Here is a 22,668-nt window from a genome sequence, read left to right on the forward strand (position 1 = left end):
TGACATCAATTTAATCATGGATATATTTTATCTATGATATACAAGGAGCCGTAATGAAACTGAGTGCAGGCATAGAACAGGCGATTCACAGCGTTACCATGCTGTGCGGACTTTCCGGGGATGGCGTCCTGTCTGCCGCCGCGCTGGCGGAATTTCACGGTGTCTCCACAAGCTATCTGTTAAAGCATCTTCAGGCGCTCTCCGGCCGGGGTATCCTGAAAACAGTGCCGGGGCCGAAGGGTGGCTATCGACTTGCCCGCACACCGGATGAAATTTCTCTTCTCGATATAGTCCTTGCCGTTGAGGGCTCCGAGCCGGCCTTTCGCTGTCAGGAAATACGTCAGCGCGGCCCCAATCCCCTGCCGAAAAGCAAATACACTAAACCCTGCGGAATCAATGCGGCGATGTTGCGCGCGGAACAGGCCTATCGCGCGGAACTTCGCAAAGTCAGCATTGCCGACCTTATTACAGACCTGACCGCAACGGATGACGGGTCGACCATGAAACGGGGCTGCCAGTTTCTTGCCCTTCATGAGCGCAATTCGACGACCAACAGCTAAACCAAAAGAAGGAGAATGTCATGCAAGCGAGATTAGATTTTACCAAAGCTTCCCCCGCCGCCCTGCAGGCAGTGCTTGGGCTTGAAAATTTTGTAGTTAATGAATCTGGCCTCGACCGGCATCTTATTCATCTCCTTAAACTACGGGCATCACAGATTAACGGCTGCGCCTACTGTGTGGATATGCATTCAAAGGAAGCAAGGCACAGCGGCCTCAGCGAGCAGTGGATTAACCTGGTCAGTGTCTGGCGTGAATCCCCCGTCTTCGATGAGCGGGAACGCGCCGTACTTGAATGGACCGAGGCCTTAACTAATGTGGCCGACAGCGGTGCGCCAAGCGAGGCCTATGAACCACTTAAAGATCATTTCACCGAAAAGGAAATCATGGACCTGACGGTCGCGATCAGCCTAATCAACGTCTGGAACCGTCTCGCCGTCGGCTTCCGCTCCCAACATCCGATCGATGAAGTGAGAAAAGCATCGTAAACTAGAAATAAAAAAGCCCCGAAATCGTGCGACTTCGGGGCTTTGGAATTTGGGGCGAACGAGGGGTCTTGAACCCCCGACCTCCTGAGTCACAGTCAGGCGCTCTAACCAACTGAGCTACGTTCGCCGTAAGAGCGGCCCTGTTTAGCGATCCTGTCAGCGCCGGTCAAGAAAACTTTAGTCTCTTTTCCCAAAAAAATCCTGCAATTTTTCAATTGCCGCATCAAGCACTTCGTCCCTTTTGCAAAAGCAGAAGCGAGCAAAATTGTCACGCGCGCCCTCGGACTGGTAAAAGGCGCTGAACGGAACGGCGGCCACCCCGGCCTCGGTCGTGATCAGGCGGCAGAATTCCTCATCCGTGCCCTCAAAGCCGATGGAGCTGATATCCGCATTAATGAAATAAGTGCCATCACAGTCCGCTGTCTTAAAGCCGATGCGCTGCAAGCCATCGCGGAACCGGTCACGCTTCGCCTGCATGGAACTTTTCAACTCGTCATAGAAGACATCCTCTTTCGCAAGCCCATAGGCCACCGCCTTTTGCAGGTTCGGCGCCGTCGTGAAGGTGAGAAACTGATGCGCCTTGGCGATGCGCGCCGTCAGCTCTGCTGTGGCCGTAAGATAGCCCACCTTCCAACCGGTCAGCGAGAATGTCTTGCCCGCCGAGGCAATGCGCGCCGTCCGCTCCCCCATTCCCGGCAAGGTCAGGAGCGAGAGATGCTTCTTGTCCCCGAAGACAATATGCTCATAGACCTCATCGCAGATGGCGTAGGTGTCATGCTTGATGGCCAATTCCGCGATCAGTTCCAACTCCTCGCGCGAAAAGACCTTGCCTGTCGGGTTCATTGGGCTGTTCATCAGGATCAGCTTGGTCTTGTCACTGAACGCGGCCCGGAGCTTGCTCTCATCAATCTCCCAGTTCGGCGGGTCGAGGCGCACAAACTTCGGAATGCCACCCGCCAGTTTGATCATGGGTAGATAGCAATCATAAAGCGGCTCAAACAAGACCACCTCATCTCCCGGATTGATCAGGCCCAGCATGCTCGCCGCGAGGGATTCTGTCGCGCCGGATGTGACCAGAACATCTGTCTGCCAGTTAACGCTCAGGCCGTAGAAGCGGCTGTCATGTGCTGCGACAGCCTGACGAAGTTCGGGCACGCCCATCATCGGCGGATACTGGTTTGGCCCCTCTTCCCCCTCTCGGGCAGCGACGGCGCGTATGTCGGCGGGACCATCCTCATCCGGGAACCCCTGCCCGAGATTGATCGCTTCATGCTCGATAGCAAGCTTGGACATGACTTCAAAGATGGTGGTTCCGAAGCCGGCGAGAACATTACTGGTATTTTTCACGTGCGATCCCTGTCAGATTTTTAATGCGGGCACAAATTACGCCCGGACACCTGCGAATATCAAGCGAAACCATTCCAACATTGCACAGGCACGACTATGCGGACGGATTCTTTCCTTGCCCCGGTCCCGAAAGCGCGGCATATCTTTGGGCAAAATGAGAGGAACCAAAGGGCAAGTAAATGAGTATTTCAGCAAAGATGTCCCGCCTTGGAACGGAAACCGCCTTTGATGTGCTGGCCCGGGCCAATGCATTGGCGGCAGACGGTATGGATGTAATCAATCTCGGCATTGGCCAGCCGGATTTCCCAACGCCGGACAATATTGTTGAAGCGGCGATTTCCGCCCTTCGAAGCGGTGCGCACGGATATACAGCGGCGAACGGCATCCCGGAACTTCGCGACGCTGTTGCGGAAGACATCAAAAAATATCGCGATGTAGAGGTTAATCCAGATCATATTATCGTCGTGCCGGGCGGCAAGGTAACCATGGCCTTCGCAATTGAGATGTTTGGCGAAAACGGCGCGGAGATCATGTATCCCAATCCCGGCTTTCCAATCTATGAAAGCATGATCCGTTATACCGGCGCGACGCCCGTTCCCATCCCCCTGATCGAAGAAAACGGCTTTTCCTTCGATGCAGACAAAGTCCTTGCGCAGATAACAAACCGGACGCGATTGATTATCCTGAATACGCCTGCCAACCCGACTGGCGGTATTGTCCCCGCGGCGGAGCTTGAAAAACTCGCGGCGGGACTCGAAAAATTTCCCGATGTCTACATTCTGTCAGATGAAATATACAGCCGGATGACCTATGACGGCGAAGGTCATTGCAGCATGTTGAACTTCCCGGAGTTGCGGGACAGACTGATCATTCTGGATGGCTGGTCGAAAACCTACGCCATGACAGGCTGGCGCATGGGATGGGGCCTTTGGCCGGAAAAACTTGTCCCCCACGCGCAACGCCTCTGCGTGAATTTTCATTCTTGCGTCAATGCTGCAGCGCAATTTGCCGGGATAGAGGCATTGAAAGGCGATCAAGGGCCCGTCGATATGATGATGGAGGCGTTCGATGCCCGCCGCAAACTCATTCACGAACGCCTGAATGCCGCGCCGGGAGTCAGCTGCGTAATGCCAAAGGGTGCGTTCTATGCCTTCCCGAATATTTCCGGGACGAGCCTCTCCGCCAAGGACATGCAGGACAGGCTTCTCGCTGAGAAAGGCGTGGCCGTCATCGCCGGCACCAGTTTCGGTGCCTATGGTGAGGGATATGTGCGGTTTTCCTATGCCAACTCGATCGAGAATATCGAGCGCGCCATGGATCGTTTCGATGAATTTCTGAAAGGGCTGTGATTAAGTGATGGAAGACAACCGCCTCACCGACCTCGAGATCAAATTCATGGAGCAGGAACAGGCGATCAGTGAGCTGAGCGATATCGTCAATCGCCAGTGGCAGGAGATTGAACAGCTCAAGCGCAAATTGATACATGCGCATGATCGAATCGTCACCCTTGAAGACGCCGCGCCCGACGCCCCGGCGAATGAAAAACCACCGCATTACTAAAGGGGCAACGATCCGCAGAATCCTTGCATTTATACCGCTGCATATATAGAACCGCCTTTTCCGGAAACCTGGGAGCCGAAATGACCGACGACACAAACAAAGCTGACAATGCCGACAAACCTGAAATAGAGGATGATCCAGTGGTGGACTATATCCTTGACGCGGTTGCATCCGGCGGTGACATCGCGCCCCAGGAAATTGCCCAGGCCATTGCCGGTGATCGCCTGAAGTCGTCCTCACCGAAGGACGCCTGGAGAAAATATATGACTGCCGTCCGACAGCAGGCCATTCATCTCGCGCGCGACGGTCGCCTGCATATTATCCGTAAAGGCAAAATTGCCGACCCAAACGACTTCAAGGGCCTGTATAAACTACGCAAGGTTTCCGGTGATTAATAAATAGTCATTTGCCTAATTTTTAATCGCCTAATTTTTGATCACTCTTTCGTCAAGTGACGCAGTTTTAAAAAAAATCGCAGTTTATTGGGACTCTCCGGTGCGGCAATTTATCTTCCCAATTCTGGCACGCCTCATGCTATAGAATGAGTAGAGACACTCCTCGGACGATATGACGTCCTATTTAGTATGAGACCTGCCATATGAAAAAAATTGAAGCGATAATTAAACCGTTCAAACTTGACGAAGTGAAGGAGGCTCTTCACGAAGTCGGGCTTCAGGGCATTACCGTTACCGAAGCCAAAGGCTTTGGCCGACAGAAAGGCCATACTGAGCTTTATCGTGGCGCCGAGTATGTAGTGGATTTTCTGCCGAAGGTGAAAATCGAGATTGTGCTGGAAGATTCGCTGGTTGAGCGAGCTCTGGAAGCCATTCAACAGGCCGCAAGAACCGGACGGATCGGAGACGGAAAGATATTTGTCTCCACTGTGGAAGAAGTAATTCGTATCCGGACGGGCGAAACAGGCCCCGAAGCGATCTAAATTTAAGCGCTCCCCGATGAACGGGCAGTGCCAATAATCTATCCCCTTAAGCTAAACAGAGAGACGTTATGATGGCTGCTGAAATTCTTAAAATGATCAAGGAAAATGAAGTCGAATATGTAGACCTTCGTTTTACAGACCCGAAAGGTAAATGGCAGCATCTTGCCATGCATGTAGATGTCGTCGACGAAGACATGTTCGAAGATGGTGTGATGTTTGACGGCTCATCCATCACCGGCTGGAAAGCCATTAACGAATCCGACATGACACTGATGCCCGACCCGACATCTGCAGTTATGGATCCCTTTGCTGCACGCCCCACTCTGGTCGTATTTTGTGATATTCACGATCCGCTTTCCGGCGAGGGCTACGAGCGTGACCCACGTTCCGTTGCAAAACGTGCCGAAGCCTATCTTGGCAGCACCGGGATTGGCGATACTGCCTATTTTGGTCCTGAAGCAGAATTCTTCATGTTTGATGATGTTCGCTTCGCAAACACCAGCCATCACACATTCTACAAGCTGAGCGATGTTGAAGCACCGTTCATGTCTGGTGAAGAAATCGAAGGTGGCAACAGTGGTCATCGTCCGGGTGTTAAAGGCGGCTATTTTCCTGTACAGCCTGTCGATAGTGGCGCCGATATCCGCAGTGAAATGGTTGAAGTCTGCAAGGAAATGGGCCTTTCCGTTGAAAAACACCATCATGAAGTGGCCCCGAGCCAGCATGAACTTGGCATGAAATTCACAACGCTTGTCGCTGCGGCTGATGAAATGCAGAAGCAGAAATATGTCGTTCACAACGTCGCCCATGCCTATGGCAAGACAGTCACCTTTATGCCTAAGCCGGTATCCGGCGACAATGGTTCGGGCATGCATACGCATATGTCGATCTGGAAAGACGGCAAGCCTACCTTCGCGGGTTCCGGCTATGCGGACCTCTCCGAGACTGCGCTTTTCTACATTGGCGGCGTGATCAAGCATGCAAAGGCAATCAATGCCTTCACAAATGCAAGCACCAACTCCTACAAGCGCCTGATTCCGGGCTTTGAGGCTCCGGTCCTGCTTGCATACTCTGCGCGCAACCGCTCTGCGTCTTGCCGTATTCCTTACTCTCCGAGCCCGAACGGCAAGCGTGTTGAAGTTCGCTTCCCAGATTGCACGGCGAACCCGTATCTTGCCTTTGCCGCAATGATGATGGCTGGCCTTGACGGCATTCAGAACAAGATCCACCCGGGCGATGCCATGGACAAGGATCTTTATGATCTGCCACCTGAAGAACTTAAAGATATTCCAACGGTATCAGGTTCCCTCCGCGAAGCCCTTGAAGCTCTTGATGCGGACCGTGAATTCCTGAAAAAAGGTGGTGTTTTCACCGACGATATGCTCGACGGTTATATCGCAATGAAATGGGAAGATGTGTTCAGGTTCGAACATGCACCGCACCCGGTCGAATTCGAAATGTACTACAGCGTCTAAGCGCCAAATCGATCTAAGAAAAAGGCTGCCGGGAAACTGGCAGCCTTTTTTATTGGCACGGTAACTATGTCAATCGAGAATGACTACCCGTCAACCAGCCTTGGTTTTCCGTTGTCATCGATAGCTACGAATATATAGGTGCCCTCGGTCACCTTAATCTCTTTAGGGTCCAGTTTACGTGTGACAATAGTTGTCAGCTTCACCGCAACGGACGTCCGTCCTACCCGCTCAATCTCGCCATAGATGCTGACAACATCACCGACCTTGATAGGCTGATGGAACGTCATCGCCTCGACAGCAACAGTAACTGTGCGCCCATTTGCCCGCCGCGCGGCGAGAATGCCACCCGCCATATCCATTTGCGACAATACCCACCCACCAAAAATATCGCCATTGTTGTTGCAATCGCTGGGCATTGGTGCTGTACGGATAACGGGGTCACGGAATTCGGTAGTCATGATCTTTAGGCTTCCTTATCACTGTAAATTAAGAGTATAACCTATACAGATTCAGCCCGCGGGGCGAACATATTTTAATCACCGCAACCAGTCAAAAACAGTCAGTGAATTGCCTTAATGTCCGATCTTTTTCAGCAACCTAAATCCGAAAGTGCAGATTATTCCGCTAAAGATATCGAGGTCCTTGAAGGCCTTGAACCTGTTCGGCTACGTCCGGGCATGTATATCGGCGGCACGGACGAGCGCGCACGCCATCATCTCGCGGCCGAGGTTCTGGATAATTCAATGGATGAGGCCGTCGCGGGTCATGCAACCCGTATCGAGGTCGAGCTCTTTGCTGACGGTTCGCTTGGCATTCGCGATAATGGCCGGGGCATACCGATTGATCGGCATCCAAAATTCAAGGATAAGTCCGCGCTGGAAGTCATTCTGACGACCCTCCATTCAGGCGGTAAATTCTCCAATAAAGTCTATCACACCGCCGGTGGCTTGCATGGTGTTGGTATTTCCGTTGTGAACGCTCTCTCTGACCGCATGACGGTGGAAGTTGCCCGCGATAAGGAACTCTGGCGGCAGGAATTCTCAAAAGGCCTTCCAGTTTCTGCTCTTGAGAAAGTTGGCGCCGCTCCAAACCGGAGGGGCACCTCCGTCCAGTTTCACCCCGACCCGGAGATATTCGAAGCCGGCACGGCCCTTCGCCCGGCGAAGCTTTATAAGCTGGTTCGCTCGAAGGCCTATCTGTTTCGCGGCGTTGAAATTCGCTGGAAATGCGCCGAGGAACTGATCAAGGATGAGACACCGGCCGAGGCAACCCTGCACTTTCCGGGAGGTTTGCGCGATTTTCTGAATGCCTCCCTCGACGGTATCAAATCCGTAACGCCGGAACCTTTCGCTGGACGCGTGGAGTTGGACAATGATCGGGGCCGCGTTGAATGGGCGATTGCCTGGCCACTAACGAACATGACCTTTCTGAATTCCTATTGTAATACTGTGCCGACACCGGAAGGCGGCACTCATGAACTCGGTTTTCGCGGAGCACTTCTGCGGGGACTCAAGGCCTATGGGGAGCTGATCAACAACAAGAAAGCGGCGCAGGTCACGGCGGAAGATATTCTCTCCGGTGCGGCGGCTGTGCTCTCCGTCTTTATTCCAGACCCGCAGTTTCAGGGACAGACGAAGGAAAAACTGACCACCACGGAGGCAAGCCGCCTCGTTGACCTCGCCATCAAGGATCACTTCGATAACTGGCTGGCGGCCGCGCCGGACCAGGCGAACAATCTGCTCGCCTGGGTGATCGAGAAATCCGAAGAACGACTCCGTCGGCGGCAGGAAAAGGAAACAAGCCGAAAGACCGCGACCAGCCGCCTGCGCCTGCCCGGCAAGCTCGCTGATTGCAGCAAGAGTGGCCGCGACGGCACGGAAATTTTCATCGTTGAGGGCGATAGCGCTGGTGGTTCCGCCAAGCAGGGACGTGACCGTAAGACACAGGCTATTCTGCCGCTCCGCGGCAAAATCCTAAATGTTGCCTCTGCCACCAATGACAAGATCAAAGCCAATCTGGAATTACGGGACCTGGAGCAGGCGCTCGGCTGCGGCCTCCGCGACAAATACAGAAGCGAAGACCTGCGCTATGACAAAGTCATTATCATGACCGATGCCGATGTTGACGGGGCCCATATCGCCTCCCTCCTTATGACATTCTTCTATCGCGAAATGCGCCAACTCATTACTGATGGGCATCTCTACCTGGCGCAACCGCCGCTCTACCGTCTCTCACAGGGCGGAAAAACCTTTTACGCAATGGATGACACCCATAAAGACAAACTGATGGAAACGGAATTCAATGGCCGCGGCAAAGTTGACATTAGCCGATTTAAGGGCCTTGGCGAGATGCCCCCCGCGCAGTTAAAGGAGACAACCATGAACCCGGCAAATCGGGTCCTTCTCAAAGTCGACGTCCCGATGGAGGAATTTGGCGAAACTGCGGATCGGGTCGAAAGCCTGATGGGCAAGCGGCCGGAACTCCGATTCTCATTCATTCAGGAAAACGCCCGTTATGTCGAGGATCTGGACGTCTAGATGACGGATTACGTTCGCGCGAGCCAATGTCGCATATATTTGCTGGTAATCTCCGGCTCCTCCATCGTCGGCAAATGACCACAATTCGGAATTTCTACATATTGCGCATTCGGGATTTCAACGGCCATTTCCCGCTGGATTTTCGCCGGGATTAACTTGTCATCCGCACCGGCCAACACCAAAGTCGGGCAGGTAATAGTCTTCAGCATATCGGTCAGCACAGCACGGTCAAGCAGAGCGCGTTCCTGCCGAAGGAAGGCCTCCTTTCCCACATCTTCTGCCATCTTGAAAATACGATTGATAAGGTCTTCATCCTTTAGGCGCGATTCATGTATCAAAATGGGTAGCAAGCTGCGGGTCACGCCTTTAAACGCTGATCCCTGCTCTACCAGCTTCATGAAATCAATCCTCTTCTGACGATCCTCGGGTGTATCGGCAACAGCGCGCGAATCCATAACGGCCAGATGCGTCACCCGCTCCGGCGCCTGACGCATAATTTCCAATACGATATATCCACCCATCGACAGCCCAGCGAGCGCAAATCTTTCGGGAGCATTTGCCAATATACGCTCGGCAATCGCCGGCATATTATCGTCTTGCGTATGATCTCCAACGGTAATATCTGCGATATCAGAGAGGTCAACTATTTGATCACGCCACAAATCGGCAGTGCACAACAAACCCGGAACAAGAACAAGTGAATGTTTTTCTGTCATTTTTATGTGCTTTGTTATATTTTGTTTGAAGATTTTGGTTCTTGGCTTAGTCTTTCTTTTACAGATTGGATTTCGGCTTGAGAACCGTTAACTTTAAATTACAGCAAAATTAGTGTAATACTCTTGCCGTAACCCCGGTTTTACTGGGCAAATTGCAGGAAACATTTGACAGAATGTGCTAATTCACTAGATTGCGCACAGTTTTAAGATGATTTTATTTTTTTTACGAACGGTAGTTCTCTTTATATGAAATTTGCAGATCTCGGCCTTAGCCCCGAAGTGTTAAAAGCGGTTGAGGAAACCGGTTATGAAAGCCCGACGCCTATTCAGGAAAAAGCCATTCCCTATGTATTGATGGGGCGTGATGTTCTGGGCACGGCACAAACGGGTACTGGCAAGACCGCGAGTTTCACCCTACCGATGATTGATATCCTCGCTTCCGGTCAGGCGAAAGCGCGAATGCCGCGTTCCCTGATCCTGGAACCCACGCGCGAACTGGCCGCACAGGTTGCGGATAACTTTGAAACTTACGGCAAATACAGCAAGCTCTCCATGGCACTTCTGATCGGCGGCATGTCGTTCGCGGATCAAGACGCCAAACTCGACAAAGGCGTTGATGTCTTGATTGCAACGCCGGGTCGCCTCCTCGATCATGTGGAACGCGGGAAAGTTCTTCTGAACGGCGTAAAAACACTGGTGATCGACGAAGCCGACCGGATGATGGATATGGGCTTTATTCCGGACGTCGAACGGATTGTCTCTCTCCTACCACCACTTCGTCAGACTCTCTTTTTCTCGGCGACCATGTCGAAGGACATGCGAAAACTCGCCGACAAATTCCTTCTGAACCCGAAAGAAGTAGCTGTATCTCTACCAACGTCAACCGCAGCAACGGTGACGCAAGGGCTGGTTATAGTCAAACGGGCTGAAAAACGCCCTGCACTTCGCAAACTGCTTGAGAAAGAAGAAGTGAAGACAGCTTTTATCTTCTGCAATCGCAAGAAAGATGTTGATATCCTTCTGGGTTCACTCATGAAGCATGGCTTTAATGCCGGCGCTTTACATGGCGATATGAGCCAGAGTCATCGCATGGAAACTCTTGATAAATTCAAGGCCGGCGAGATTAAATTGCTCGTATGTTCCGACGTTGCCGCCCGCGGTATCGACGTCAGCTCGGTCAGTCATGTGTTTAACTTTGATGTGCCGACTCATGCAGAAGACTATATTCACCGGATTGGCCGGACGGGTCGTGCCGGACAAGAAGGCCACGCCTACACAATCGTCACGAAAAGCGAAACAAAATATCTGGATGGAATCCAAAAACTGGTTGGCCGGGATATTCCAATTCTGTCAATTGATGGTATGGATCAAATCGCGGAAGAAGGCGCCGTAATCGCGGAACGTGAAAAAGGATCGGGCCGTGATGCAAAAAAAGGCCGTCGGCGCGCAAATGACGATGCTCCTCCGGCCAAGTCTTCCCGCAAAAGCGCCCCTCGTGATGACGACAAGGCACCCTCTAAAAAATCAGAGGCACGCAACGCCGACGCTACGGAAGAGAAAACTAAAGACAAGAAGCCGCCCCGCCGGTCACGGCAGGCGAATGACGACCAGGATCCGCCTGTCGTCGGGCTCGGGGATAATATTCCGGCATTCTTTAAAATTCCGCTGCGGAAGACCGCGCAGAAATAACTTACCCCTCACAACAGGCTTCCTGAATATGGAAGCCTTTTTTGTTTCCATCTATCCGTGGAGTTTGTAGTATTCTAAAAATACTACATGCCAGAACATGTGCAGTTGCGACGCTGCGGGAAAGGTGACGTTTCTTGAAAACAATATTTATCATGGTGAAATGCGACCTCGGAAAAGCATATGATGTCGCCGCAAAAGCCATCGAAAATGTGGAGCATGTCTCGGAAGTCTACTCCATTTCGGGCCAATATGACTTGATGATGAAATGCTATCTTGATGATGATCAGGACATCGGGCATTTCGTCAATGAGCAGATTCAGACCCTTCCTGGCATAAAAGATACTTTCACCATGATCACATTCAAGGCGTTCAGCTAACCACCGCATAACACCTAAGGTACGGTGCCAGAAAACATTTCCTTTGCGCCCGCTATAAAATTACTTAATCTAAGGATCGCTTTAGGGAGTGGAACGGGATACCCGTTTCTGAGACAAAACAGGGAGACTTCATTGTGAACAAGAAATTTATCAGCTTGGTTTCTGCCGCTGCCATGCTGGCAGCGCCAGCCATGGCCAACGCCGCAGACGCCGTAAAAATCGGCTTTGTGACCACCTTGACCACCGGTGCCGGCGCTATCGGTAAGGATATGCGCGAGGCTGTGGATCTCGCCGTCATTCATCTTGGCGGCAAAATGGCCGGTCGAGACATTGAGATCATTTATGAGGATGATGGCTTCAAGCCGGAAATCGGAAAGCAAAAGACCGATAAACTTGTCAAGAAAGACAAGGTCGACTTTATAGCTGGCTACATCTGGAGCCATGTTCTAATGGCGTCCTACAAGAGTGCCGTCAACAGTGGGACCTTCCTGATCAGTTCCAACGCAGGACCAAGCGCACTCGCTGGCAAGCTCTGCCACGAAAACTTCTTCTCAACGTCCTGGCAAAATGACCAGACTCCCATGGCTATGGGCGAAGTCCTGAACCAGCGCGGCATCAAGAAACTCTATATTATGGCGCCGAACTACGCTGCGGGCAAAAATATGGTGACCGGCGTTGAACGCACCTTCAAGGGGGAGATCGTCGGCAAGGATATGACGAAATTCCCGGCGCAGCTCGACTTCTCTGCAGAACTCGCCAAGGTCCGCGCCGCCAAACCAGATGCGCTTTTTGTTTTCTATCCGGGCAAGCATGGCGCCCAGTTCATGGCACAGTATGCGCAGGCTGACCTTGCATCCTCCGTCCCGCTCTATACCACCTTCACCATCGACTCCATCAGTTTGCCCCGAGTGGGTGAACAAGCCGAAGGCAGCTTGATGACGATGTTCTGGTCACCAGACCTGGACACGCCAGGTAACAAACGGTTTGTCGGCGACTTTACGGCCAAATACGGCCACTACCCGAGCCACTACGCCGCGCAATCCTATGACTCGATCATGCTGATCAATAGCGCGGTTGAAAAGGTCAAGGGCGATTTGAGCGACCGTGATGCCGTTCGAGCCGCTATGAAAGCCGCTGATTTTGAAAGTGTTCGTGGCAAGCTGAAGTTCGGAAACAATAACCACCCGATCCAGAATTTCTACCTGCGGCAGGTCGTCAAGGATGACAAAGGACAGTACACCACAAAGATTGTCTCCACCGTCTATGAAGATCATCAGGATACATATGCCAAAGAATGCAAAATGAAGTAATTCTTCTTGCATTTCACAAGACTGGAAAAGGTGCGTAAGTCGGACAAGGCTACGCACTTTTTTCACATCCAACATGAGATTTCACGGTAAGGCGTATCGATGAACTGGTTATTACTGCTGGAACAGATACTAAACGGATTCCAGCTTGGCCTGCTTCTCTTTTTGCTGGCGGCGGGGCTGACACTCGTCTTCGGTATCATGGATATGGTGAACCTTGCCCATGGCTCGCTTTATATGATGGGGGCGTATTTTTGTGCAACCTTCACAGGTTGGACCGGGTCCTTCCTGATCGGCGCCCTGCTCACCCTGCCTGCTGTCTTTCTTCTTGGCGTGGTCGTCGAAATGGTCGCTCTTCGAACGCTATATGCCCGGGATCATCTGGATCAGGTGATGGCGACCTTCGGCTTGATCTTGTTCTTCAATGAGGCGACGCGCTTAATCTGGGGTCCGATCGGACTGGTTATTCCCCTACCGGAATTTCTGAATCAGACGGTGGAAATTATACCCGGCGCCCCCTACCCCGCCTTCCGCCTTGCGATTATTCTCGTCGGATTTCTTGTTGCCGGACTGTTATATCTCATCGTCTCACGAACAAAACTCGGTATGCTGATCCGCGCAGGCGCGAGCAATCGGGACATGATCGGCGCCCTGGGAATTAATATCCGACTTCTCTTCACCCTTGTCTTCGGCCTCGGTGCCGCACTTGCGGGCCTCGCAGGACTAATGGCCGGACCTATTCTCTCGGTTGAGATCGGCATGGGAGAAAGCATCCTGATCCTGACACTCGTTGTCATCGTGATTGGGGGCATCGGCTCCATCAAGGGCGCCTTTATCGCGGCCATCCTGATTGGGTTGATCGATACGGTCGGCCGGTCTTTCCTGCCCGAATTACTGGATTTGGTACTCCCCTCCCAGACGGCAGCGACTGCGGCTCCTGCAATCTCCTCAATGATGATTTATCTATTGATGGCGCTAGTCCTCGCGATCAAACCGCAGGGGCTGTTCCCGCCAAAAGGAGTTGGTAGATGAGTTTAACTCCCCGCCAGATGATAAATGCCGCCCTGCTTGTTATCCTCGCCCTCCTGCCCTTTCTGACCGATTGGGCCGGTGACAGTTTTTACACAGGATTGGTTGCCCGTATCCTCATCCTCGCAATTGCGGCTCTCAGCCTCAACCTGTTGATCGGCTATGGTGGTATGGTGAGCTTTGGTCACGCCGCCTTTATCGGTGTTGGCGCCTATGTGGTCGGCATTGGCGCCTTTCACGCATTCGAGGATGGCATCGACTGGATGCTAAACGGATATATACAATTAATCTTAGCGATTTTTGGCACAGCATTCATTGCGCTCATTATCGGCGCAATCAGTCTCCGTACCCGAGGTGTCTATTTCATTATGATAACGATGGCCTTTTCGCAGATGCTCTATTTTACAGCTGTTGGCGTAGAAACCTATGGAGCAGATGACGGACTGTCCATCTATTCGCGCAGTGACATGCTGGGCCTGATCGATCTGAACGACGAAAAAAGCCTCTATTACCTGATTTTTTTCTCCCTGCTGGTGGTGCTATATTTGATGCACCGGCTGGTCGGCTCTGCGTTTGGCAATGTTATCCGCGGGAGTAAATCGAACGAGGCCCGCATGCGCGCCATCGGATTTTCACCCTATAAATACCGCCTGACGGCTTTCGTCATTGCGGGTGCGATTGCCGGATACGCCGGCTTCCTTATGGCGAACCTCAATGATTTCGTCAGCCCGGACGTGATGCATTGGACGCGCTCTGGCGATCTGATCATCATGATCCTCCTTGGCGGCATGGCGAGCCTGTTTGGCCCTCTCTATGGCGCCCTCGCCTTCCTGATGCTGGAAGAACTACTCTCTTCCATCCCGCTTACAATTGGCGGGCTCCGCGTTGGTGAATACTGGCAGCTGTTGTTCGGTCCCCTTCTTATCCTGGTCGTGCTTTATGCGCGAAACGGGGTGGATAGTTTCCTCCCCGGTGCGAGGAAGAGCCCATGACCACACAGGATCTTTTAGTTATCGATAACCTGATAAAGCACTATGATGGCCTTCTCGCCACCGACGATCTATCCTTGACCGTACGGAAGGGGGAATTACACGCCATTATCGGCCCGAACGGCGCCGGAAAAACAACTTTGATCAAGCAGCTCACGGGAGAAATTCCATCGGATGGCGGCCTAGTATCCTTTGCGGGGAAAAATATCAAGCGCCTGTCAGAGCCCGCTCGCTCCCACATTGGCATCGCCCGATCGTTCCAGATTACATCGCTTTTTCAGGACTTTACTGTTCTGGAAAATGTATGTCTTGCCGTACAGGCCCACAACGGACATTCGTTTCGATTCTGGAAGAAAATTAACGATGACACAACGCTGACCGACCCAGCCCGCGCGATCCTGCGGCAGATGGGTCTTGAAGAGCGTGCGGATACTGCCACTGCCGCGCTCAGTCACGGGGAGCAACGGCAGCTTGAAATTGCCGTTGCGCTTGCCACAAAGCCCAGACTCCTCCTCCTAGATGAACCCATGGCTGGCATGTCCCGGGAGGATAGCGAAAAACTAGTCGAGCAACTCAATGAGTTGAAGCAGCACTATACAATCCTTTTGATCGAACATGATATGGATGCCGTCTTCAGTCTGGCTGACCGGATCAGCGTGCTTGTCTATGGTCGCGCTGTCGCCACTGGAACGCCCGATGAAATCCGCAATAATGAGGAGGTTCGTCAGGCCTATCTCGGGGAGGAAGCTTGACCATGCTGGAAGTTGACGCGATCAACAGCTTTTACGGCCAGAGTCAGGTTCTGTTCGACATGTCCCTGACTGTGAACGACGGTGAGGTTGTTACTCTCATGGGCAGAAATGGCATGGGCAAAACAACCACCATACGCTCTATCATGGGCCTTACCCCGGCTCGGCGCGGCACCATTCGGTTCAAGAATAAAGAAATCACCGCCCAATCGCCTTACCGGATTGCCCGCCTCGGTATTGGTCTGGTGCCGGAAGGGCGGCTGATCTCCCCAAATCTGAGTGTAGAAGAAAACCTGATTGCAACGGCAAATTCTGGACCCGCGGGCACGGGCCGCTGGGATATTGCAGCTGTCTGGAACATGTTTCCCAAGCTACGCGAACGAAAAAACAGCATGGGAAACCAAATTTCCGGCGGGGAACAGCAAATGCTCGCCATTGCCCGTGCGCTGATGACAAATCCGGAGCTTCTCTTGTTGGATGAGGCAACCGAAGGACTCGCCCCCCTCATCCGGCAGGAAATCTGGTATTGCCTGCGCAACCTGAAAGAGGAAGGCCAATCCATACTGGTGATCGATAAAAATATGCAGGCACTCACTGATATCGCGGATCGGCACTATATTATTGAGAAAGGATCTGTTGTTTGGGAGGGAACGTCTCGCATGCTACTCAAGGATGATGCAGTCAAACATCAGTATCTAGGCATATAAAGGCACTCAAAAATAGTAATACCCTACAACGAATACTCTTCGAAAAAAATATCCATTCGGTTAATTAATTGTATTTACAATTACAAACATTTTTTTTAATTATACGTCACTATAGACTTAGAGTACTAATAGTTTGCCATTGATAAAAAACACGGCAAATAAATCGGAGGCTTGATGCTTTGGCTATGACAGAAAATTATCAAAACACTCGTGTCATAGCTAAAAAGACATTGGCTCTGATAGAAGACCGTGGCATCCGGCCAACCCCCCACAACTACGCAATCTGGTTTGAGTATTTGCAGGAATCAAACCCGGATTTGACCCGAGCCGTTAATGAACTAATGGCGAAGAACGGCAAATACTCGGAGAAAATGGGTGTTGAGCTTTTCAACCGGTTCTTTACGCGTGATCGCGAAGGCCGGATAATCCAGGAAACAAACCGACTCGTCCAAAAATCAATGGACAATGTTATGGGCGATTTGAAAAGAACGACGGCGGATTTTTCCTCATATGGCGAACAGTTAAGTAATTTTGCCATCAAAGCAGAGAAAATGAGCGGACCGGATTTGCAGAGTATGATTGGTGACATTGTCGACCAGACAAACTCCATGTCCGATAACAGTTCGCAACTCCAGAATGGCCTCGATACTGCCTCACGCGAAATTGCTGATTTAAAACGTCGGCTCCAACATGTACAGAAAGAAGCTTATACCGATTCCCTCACAGGCATCCCGAACCGCAAGAGTTTCGATACGGTTCTCTCAAAAGAAATAGCAACGGCAAGAGAAAATCAATCCGGCTTGTGCCTTGTGATGGCCGACATCGACCATTTCAAACAATTCAACGACCTCCATGGCCACACATTCGGAGATCAGGTTATCAAACTTGTCGCCGCTACCCTCGCAAGGGGGATTGAGAAAAATGCTGTTGCCGCCAGGTACGGCGGAGAAGAATTCAGCGTCATTCTCCCGACTACCGATCTTGCAGATGCTGTTAATCTTGCCAATGATTTACGCGCGGCGATTGCGGCGAAAAGGTTGATAGAAAGAACCACAAAGAAAGACGTCGGCAAGATCACCATGTCCTTCGGTGTTACGACTTACGCTCATCCGGAAGGTTCCACAGCCTTTATCAATCGCGCGGATCAGGCGCTTTATTCCGCAAAAAAGGCAGGGCGGAACTGCGTGAAGCATCTCCAACCCCGCGGCGTCTGAAAGATTTGCCCTAAAATCCAACAATCCGCAGATGATCATGCGGTATCATAAATCTTTCGATCAACCTGATATGTTGTTCTCATAGAAAAACCTGTTCTCCCGAGTGCTATTCGACTAATCTTGTCCGATAAACACACTCATAAAAAATAACAATGCGCGGGGACCTATGACATACGCGACAATCAAATTCGACATTAAAGACGGTGTTGCCGCAATAACGCTGAACCGTCCCGATAAACTAAATTCATTCAGTGACGAAATGCATGAGGAACTCCGCTCTATCATGCCACAGCTGGAGAGTGATGACGTTCGCGCAGTCTTGATTACCGGTGAAGGCAGAGCCTTTGGCGCTGGAGCAGATCTCTCTTCAAGCAGCGCCTCAGGTGGTGGTCTTGATGCCGGGGAAACACTCGAGAAAAATTATAACCCCCTGATCCTGTTTGTCCGGAACCTGAACAAGCCGGTTGTGGCAGCCGTCAACGGTATTGCCGCCGGGGCGAGCATGAGCCTCGCGCTTTCCTGCGATATTGTCCTCGCCGCAAAATCCGCTTATTTCCTTCAGGCCTTCTGCCATATCGGGCTAGTGCCTGACGCTGGCAGCACTTATTTCCTGCCCCGTCTTGTCGGATCGGGTAAGGCCATGGGCCTGGCCATGCTGGGCGACAAACTTCCCGCCGATGAGGCAGAGAAAATGGGCTTGATCTGGAAAACCTATGAGGATGATGAATTAATGCCCGCGGCAAAGACGTTAGCAGCTAAGCTAGCCGCTGGTCCAACGATGGGCTACGCCTATATCAAGCAGGCAATGAACGCCAGTCTTGTCAATAATCTGGAAGCACAGTTGAAAGTCGAGCGTGACCTTCAACAGAAAGCAAGTGGCACGGAAGACTTTTACGAAGGTGTTTCCGCTTTCCTCGGCAAACGGAAAGCCAACTTCAAAGGCAAATAAAATGTCCGGAAACGACGGGCTAAGCGCCGAGGATATAGCCAGAACAGTTGGCGAAACCATGTATCGCAAAGATACAGCCGCGCAGCATATTGGAATTACGCTGAAAGAAATCGCACCCGGTCGGGCCGTGATGACAATGCGGGTATCGGAATATATGCTGAACGGCCACCATATCTGTCACGGCGGATATATTTTTACGCTGGCCGATACCGCCTTCGCTTATGCCTGCAACAGCTATAACCAGAATACCGTCGCGCAGGCTGCCCAAATCAATTTCATCCAGCCGACACCTCTGAATACGCTTTTAACGGCGACGGCGACCGAAATTGCACGGACCGGTCGAACCGGGCTATATGATATTACTGTTCACGATGAAAACAGAGAAACCGTTGCCTTTTTTCGTGGCAACTCCCACACCATAAAGGGACAGATGATCCCGGGCCTCAATGAAAGAGAAAAAGAATGAAAAATGCCTATATTTGTGATGCTGTCAGAACCCCGATTGGCCGTTATGGCGGTAGCTTGTCTGCTGTTCGCACCGACGACTTGGGTGCCATTCCAATCAAGGCTCTGATGGAACGCAATCCCTCCGTCAATTGGGAAAAGGTTGATGACGTGATGTATGGCAACGCCAACCAGGCCGGAGAAGACAACCGCAATGTCGCCCGGATGAGCGCCCTGCTCGCCGGACTACCTGAAAGCGTCGGTGGCGCCACAATCAACCGTCTTTGCGGTTCTGGCATGGACGCCACAGCATCGATTGCGCGCCAGATCATGACGGGAGAGGCAAATCTTGGTATTTCCGGCGGTGTTGAAAGCATGAGCCGCGCGCCCTTCGTGATGGGCAAGGCAACAACGCCTTTCTCCCGCAATGCAGAAATTTTCGACACCACCATTGGCTGGCGTTTCGTCAACAAGAAGATGAAGGATCAGTATGGTATCGATTCCATGCCGGAAACGGCGGAAAATGTAGCCGAGGATTATCAGATCCGGCGCGAAGATCAGGACCTCTTTGCCCTTCGCAGTCAGGAAAAGGCAGCCGCCGCGCAGGCAAACGGATCATACAACGACGAAATTATCCCCGTCACCATCCCACAGCGCAAGGGTGACCCGATTATTGTCGATAAAGACGAACATCCCCGTGCGACCAGCATTGACAAGCTCTCCGCGCTAAAGGCCCCGTTCCGGGCGGGCGGTTCTGTTACTGCGGGCAATGCCTCCGGCGTGAATGACGGTGCCTGCGCCATCCTGCTCGCTTCCGATGAAGCCATTGAGGAATATGGTCTAACTGCCAAGGCCCGCATTCTGGGTGCCGCCACTGCGGGCGTTCCACCGCGGATCATGGGGATCGGCCCTGCCCCGGCTAGCCAGAAATTGCTGTCTCGCCTTGGGCTCACCATTGAAGATATGGATGTGATAGAACTGAACGAGGCTTTCGCTGCACAGGGCCTTGCCGTCATGCGGGAACTTGGCCTGAAAGACGATGACCCGCGTGTCAATCCACTCGGCGGCGCCATCGCACTTGGCCATCCACTCGGCATGTCCGGCGCCCGTCTGCTAACGACTGCAATGTATCAGTTACACCGCACAGGCGGACGCTATGCCCTCTGCACGATGTGTATCGGTGTTGGTCAGGGGATCGCGACAGTTATCGAAAGAGTATAACGCATAAGGGGGAGACATGCGCCTTAAGCCACCGTCCAGAGACGAGCTCGATCCGATCGAGGTTGCGAGCCGGGATGAGATCTCGGCCCTGCAGCTGGATCGCCTCAAATGGAGTTTGGCGCATGCCTACCAGAATGTTCCGCTCTTTCGGGAGCGGTTCGACGCGGCGGGCGTACATCCCGATAACCTAAAGTCTCTGGACGATCTCGCGAAATTTCCTTTCTGCAAAAAGCAAGATCTGCGGGACAACTATCCTTTCGGCATGTTTGCCGTGCCTAAATCCAATATTGTCCGGCTGCATGCCTCCTCCGGCACAACAGGCCGGGCGACGGTCGTCGGCTATACACAAGGCGATATTGATAACTGGTCGACCCTTGTCGCCCGTTCTATCCGTGCCAGCGGCGGACGGAAAGAACATTTGGTTCATGTGACATATGGCTATGGACTTTTTACCGGTGGCCTCGGTGCACATTATGGGGCCGAGCGACTGGGCTGCACCGTTGTTCCCATGTCGGGCGGACAGACAGAACGACAAGTCCAGATCATCAATGATTTCGGCGCGGATATCATCATGGTTACGCCCTCCTATATGATGGCCATTGCCGAGGAGTTTGAACGGCAGGGCCTCGACCCGCGCAAATCACCGCTAAAGGCCGGCATATTTGGCGCCGAACCCTGGAGTGAGGCCATGCGCCGCGAAATAGAAGACCGCTTCGATATCGACGCGCTCGATATCTATGGGTTGTCAGAGGTGATGGGCCCTGGTGTTGCCAGCGAATGCATCGAGACCAAGGACGGCCCGGTTATCTGGGAAGATCATTTCTATCCCGAGATCATTGATCCAGAGACAGGAGAAGTTCTTCCTGACGGCGAAAAAGGGGAGCTTGTCTTCACAACCCTAACGAAGGAGGCCTTTCCCGTTGTCCGATATCGCACCGGGGATCTCACGCGTCTAATGCCTGGCACGGCCCGATCAATGCGGCGCATGGAAAAAATAACCGGGCGCACGGATGATATGCTGATCATCCGGGGGGTTAATCTCTTCCCCTCCCAAATCGAAGAACTGGTGGTTCAGACCGAGGGACTCTCCGCTCACTACGTTCTGGAGGTACATCGCGAAGGGGTTCTCGATAGCCTTACTATTCGCGTTGAACACGCTCTTTCGGGGACTGCAAACGCTGATACAGCAGGAAAGCTTCGTGACCGGATCAAGGGCGTTCTGGGGGTCAGTTCCGTTATTGATATATGTGAACCCGGCTCGGTCGAACGTTCCCTCGGCAAGGCGAAACGGGTCATCGACCATCGAAAGACATAAAGGCGGCAAATGACCAGTGGTTTTCAGGGTTTCCCGAAGGATTTTCTGCGCTTTTACGCAGAGCTCATCGAGAATAACAATCGCGACTGGTTCGGGAAAAACAAACAGCGCTATAAGGATGTCGTTGTCTATCCGATGTGTGATTTCATCGAGGCAATGGCGCCACGTCTGGAAGCCATCGCGCCGAAATATATAGCCGACCCGAGACCCAATGGCGGCTCCATGTTCCGGATTTATCGCGACGTGCGATTTTCTCGCGACCCAAAGCCTTATAAGGAGCATGCGGCCTGCCAGTTCAGGCATCAAGCCGGAAGGGACGCACATGCGCCGGGCTACTATGTCCATCTCGCCCTCGACGGAGTACGCTTTGGAGGCGGCATATATCTGCCCCCTTCCCCTATTCTCAACAAAATACGCCATGCCATCGATAAGAAGGATATAGAGTGGACCGCCATCAAGTCCGACCCCGACTTCAAGGCAACTTTCATTGAAGGAATTCGGGGCGACGGTCTGAAACGCGCGCCCAAAGGCTATCCTATCGATCATCTACAGATTGAGGATTTACGGCGTAAGACCCTATTTGTGATGAAACCCCTTGCGAATATTCAGGCCATCACAAAGCCGGATTTTGTCGATGAAGTTGAGGATGCATTTCAAAAGGCAACGCCCTTCATGCGATTCTTGACCAACGCAGTTGAACTTCCTTTCTAAAAACGATTTCCGTGCGGCTATCGTTAACTTTCTTTTAAGACAATTTTTCTAAAATTAACGGCAAGTTGAACAAACGGCACCGATTAAGGATGACGGCCATGATGAATATCATTGAATTGCACCCCGATACGACAATCGATCTTTATAGTACGGCGCACGACCTGATTGCCCATCAGGGAGAGAACGCCGTTGACATGCTAACCGCGGAGGCAGATGCCCTGCGCCGGAATGATCAGGCCGAGGAAGACCTCTATGCCTGCATCGAGTTGATGCGTGTCGTAAATGAGCTTATCGACATGGAAGTTGCCGGTCCGATACATTAATCAAACACGACAAGACGTTAAAAAAGG

Annotated in this window: 25 protein-coding genes and 1 tRNA gene; 22 read left to right on the forward strand and 4 right to left on the reverse strand. The window is 52.2% G+C overall.

What is annotated here, in order from left to right:
• Positions 1-53 precede the first annotated feature (53 nt).
• Both LKE13_RS15120 and LKE13_RS15125 read left to right on the forward strand, forming a co-directional pair.
• Entirely contained in the window at positions 54-560 is a 507-nt protein-coding gene (locus tag LKE13_RS15120; protein ID WP_227952222.1) for an RrF2 family transcriptional regulator, read from the forward strand.
• A 20-nt stretch (positions 561-580) separates the two neighbouring features.
• On the forward strand, positions 581-1,045 hold the full coding sequence (locus LKE13_RS15125) for a carboxymuconolactone decarboxylase family protein (RefSeq protein ID WP_227952223.1): 465 nt from the start codon (positions 581-583) through the stop codon (positions 1,043-1,045).
• 50 nt (positions 1,046-1,095) lie between these two features.
• Here the strand turns inward: LKE13_RS15125 and LKE13_RS15130 are convergent.
• A tRNA-His gene (locus tag LKE13_RS15130) sits at positions 1,096-1,172 on the reverse strand.
• 50 nt (positions 1,173-1,222) lie between these two features.
• Entirely contained in the window at positions 1,223-2,392 is a 1,170-nt protein-coding gene (locus LKE13_RS15135; RefSeq protein WP_227952224.1) for an aminotransferase, read from the reverse strand.
• Positions 2,393-2,571: 179 nt separating this feature from the next.
• On the opposite strand from LKE13_RS15135, the gene LKE13_RS15140 reads away from it, so the two are divergent.
• The 5 genes from LKE13_RS15140 (at position 2,572) to glnA (ending at position 6,364) form a co-directional block, all read left to right on the forward strand.
• Entirely contained in the window at positions 2,572-3,741 is a 1,170-nt protein-coding gene (locus LKE13_RS15140; RefSeq protein WP_227952225.1) for a pyridoxal phosphate-dependent aminotransferase, read from the forward strand.
• A gap of 7 nt (positions 3,742-3,748) precedes the next feature.
• Positions 3,749-3,952, forward strand: coding sequence for a SlyX family protein (locus tag LKE13_RS15145; protein ID WP_227952226.1), 204 nt, complete (start codon positions 3,749-3,751; stop codon positions 3,950-3,952).
• Positions 3,953-4,032: 80 nt separating this feature from the next.
• On the forward strand, positions 4,033-4,347 hold the full coding sequence (locus LKE13_RS15150; protein ID WP_227952227.1) for a DUF3253 domain-containing protein: 315 nt from the start codon (positions 4,033-4,035) through the stop codon (positions 4,345-4,347).
• A gap of 203 nt (positions 4,348-4,550) precedes the next feature.
• Positions 4,551-4,889, forward strand: a complete 339-nt coding sequence (locus LKE13_RS15155; RefSeq protein WP_227952228.1) for a P-II family nitrogen regulator — start codon at positions 4,551-4,553, stop codon at positions 4,887-4,889.
• 68 nt (positions 4,890-4,957) lie between these two features.
• On the forward strand, positions 4,958-6,364 hold the full coding sequence (gene glnA, locus LKE13_RS15160) for a type I glutamate--ammonia ligase (protein WP_227952229.1): 1,407 nt from the start codon (positions 4,958-4,960) through the stop codon (positions 6,362-6,364).
• Between the two features lie 83 nt (positions 6,365-6,447).
• Here glnA and LKE13_RS15165 read toward each other — a convergent pair whose 3' ends face one another.
• Complete coding sequence (locus LKE13_RS15165) at positions 6,448-6,822, reverse strand: acyl-CoA thioesterase (protein ID WP_227952230.1); 375 nt, start codon at positions 6,820-6,822, stop codon at positions 6,448-6,450.
• A gap of 117 nt (positions 6,823-6,939) precedes the next feature.
• On the opposite strand from LKE13_RS15165, the gene parE reads away from it, so the two are divergent.
• On the forward strand, positions 6,940-8,901 hold the full coding sequence (parE, locus tag LKE13_RS15170; RefSeq protein ID WP_227952231.1) for a DNA topoisomerase IV subunit B: 1,962 nt from the start codon (positions 6,940-6,942) through the stop codon (positions 8,899-8,901).
• An 8-nt stretch (positions 8,902-8,909) separates the two neighbouring features.
• Here the strand turns inward: parE and LKE13_RS15175 are convergent, their stop codons facing one another.
• Positions 8,910-9,617 carry an alpha/beta fold hydrolase gene (locus LKE13_RS15175; RefSeq protein ID WP_227952232.1) on the reverse strand — a complete coding sequence of 236 codons (708 nt, stop codon included), beginning with the start codon at positions 9,615-9,617 and terminating at the stop codon, positions 8,910-8,912.
• A gap of 246 nt (positions 9,618-9,863) precedes the next feature.
• Here LKE13_RS15175 and LKE13_RS15180 point away from each other — a divergent pair, with 246 nt between their 5' ends.
• The 14 genes from LKE13_RS15180 to LKE13_RS15245 all read left to right on the forward strand — a co-directional run bounded on the left by LKE13_RS15180 (position 9,864) and on the right by LKE13_RS15245 (position 22,641).
• Positions 9,864-11,306, forward strand: coding sequence for a DEAD/DEAH box helicase (locus tag LKE13_RS15180; RefSeq protein ID WP_227952233.1), 1,443 nt, complete (start codon positions 9,864-9,866; stop codon positions 11,304-11,306).
• Between the two features lie 134 nt (positions 11,307-11,440).
• Positions 11,441-11,683, forward strand: coding sequence for an Lrp/AsnC ligand binding domain-containing protein (locus LKE13_RS15185; protein ID WP_227952234.1), 243 nt, complete (start codon positions 11,441-11,443; stop codon positions 11,681-11,683).
• A 173-nt stretch (positions 11,684-11,856) separates the two neighbouring features.
• Complete coding sequence (locus tag LKE13_RS15190; RefSeq protein ID WP_415776546.1) at positions 11,857-12,993, forward strand: ABC transporter substrate-binding protein; 1,137 nt, start codon at positions 11,857-11,859, stop codon at positions 12,991-12,993.
• Positions 12,994-13,092: 99 nt separating this feature from the next.
• Positions 13,093-14,022: a branched-chain amino acid ABC transporter permease gene (locus LKE13_RS15195; RefSeq protein WP_227952236.1), complete on the forward strand. Its 930-nt coding sequence runs from the start codon at positions 13,093-13,095 to the stop codon at positions 14,020-14,022.
• Complete coding sequence (locus tag LKE13_RS15200; RefSeq protein WP_227952237.1) at positions 14,019-15,011, forward strand: branched-chain amino acid ABC transporter permease; 993 nt, start codon at positions 14,019-14,021, stop codon at positions 15,009-15,011. The genes LKE13_RS15195 and LKE13_RS15200 overlap by 4 nt, the downstream gene beginning before the upstream one ends.
• Positions 15,008-15,760 carry an ABC transporter ATP-binding protein gene (locus tag LKE13_RS15205; RefSeq protein WP_227952238.1) on the forward strand — a complete coding sequence of 251 codons (753 nt, stop codon included), beginning with the start codon at positions 15,008-15,010 and terminating at the stop codon, positions 15,758-15,760. The genes LKE13_RS15200 and LKE13_RS15205 overlap by 4 nt, the downstream gene beginning before the upstream one ends.
• Positions 15,761-15,762: 2 nt before the next feature.
• Positions 15,763-16,464 carry an ABC transporter ATP-binding protein gene (locus tag LKE13_RS15210; RefSeq protein WP_227952239.1) on the forward strand — a complete coding sequence of 234 codons (702 nt, stop codon included), beginning with the start codon at positions 15,763-15,765 and terminating at the stop codon, positions 16,462-16,464.
• A gap of 185 nt (positions 16,465-16,649) precedes the next feature.
• Positions 16,650-17,678: a GGDEF domain-containing protein gene (locus tag LKE13_RS15215; protein WP_227952240.1), complete on the forward strand. Its 1,029-nt coding sequence runs from the start codon at positions 16,650-16,652 to the stop codon at positions 17,676-17,678.
• 166 nt (positions 17,679-17,844) lie between these two features.
• Positions 17,845-18,627, forward strand: a complete 783-nt coding sequence (locus LKE13_RS15220; protein WP_227952241.1) for an enoyl-CoA hydratase-related protein — start codon at positions 17,845-17,847, stop codon at positions 18,625-18,627.
• Between the two features lies 1 nt (position 18,628).
• Positions 18,629-19,093, forward strand: coding sequence for a hydroxyphenylacetyl-CoA thioesterase PaaI (gene paaI, locus LKE13_RS15225; RefSeq protein WP_227952242.1), 465 nt, complete (start codon positions 18,629-18,631; stop codon positions 19,091-19,093).
• Entirely contained in the window at positions 19,090-20,292 is a 1,203-nt protein-coding gene (gene pcaF / locus LKE13_RS15230; protein WP_227952243.1) for a 3-oxoadipyl-CoA thiolase, read from the forward strand. The genes paaI and pcaF overlap by 4 nt, the downstream gene beginning before the upstream one ends.
• A gap of 16 nt (positions 20,293-20,308) precedes the next feature.
• Positions 20,309-21,607, forward strand: coding sequence for a phenylacetate--CoA ligase PaaK (paaK, locus tag LKE13_RS15235; RefSeq protein WP_227952244.1), 1,299 nt, complete (start codon positions 20,309-20,311; stop codon positions 21,605-21,607).
• A 9-nt stretch (positions 21,608-21,616) separates the two neighbouring features.
• A complete protein-coding gene (locus tag LKE13_RS15240; protein ID WP_227952245.1) occupies positions 21,617-22,318 on the forward strand; it encodes a DUF2461 domain-containing protein in 702 nt (233 codons plus the stop codon).
• 98 nt (positions 22,319-22,416) lie between these two features.
• Positions 22,417-22,641 (forward strand): hypothetical protein, encoded by a 225-nt coding sequence (locus LKE13_RS15245; protein WP_227952246.1) that lies wholly within the window; start codon positions 22,417-22,419, stop codon positions 22,639-22,641.
• Positions 22,642-22,668: the final 27 nt, after the last annotated feature.

The sequence above is a fragment of the Sneathiella sp. HT1-7 genome, assembly GCF_020731145.1.
Taxonomy (GTDB): Bacteria; Pseudomonadota; Alphaproteobacteria; order Sneathiellales; family Sneathiellaceae; genus Sneathiella.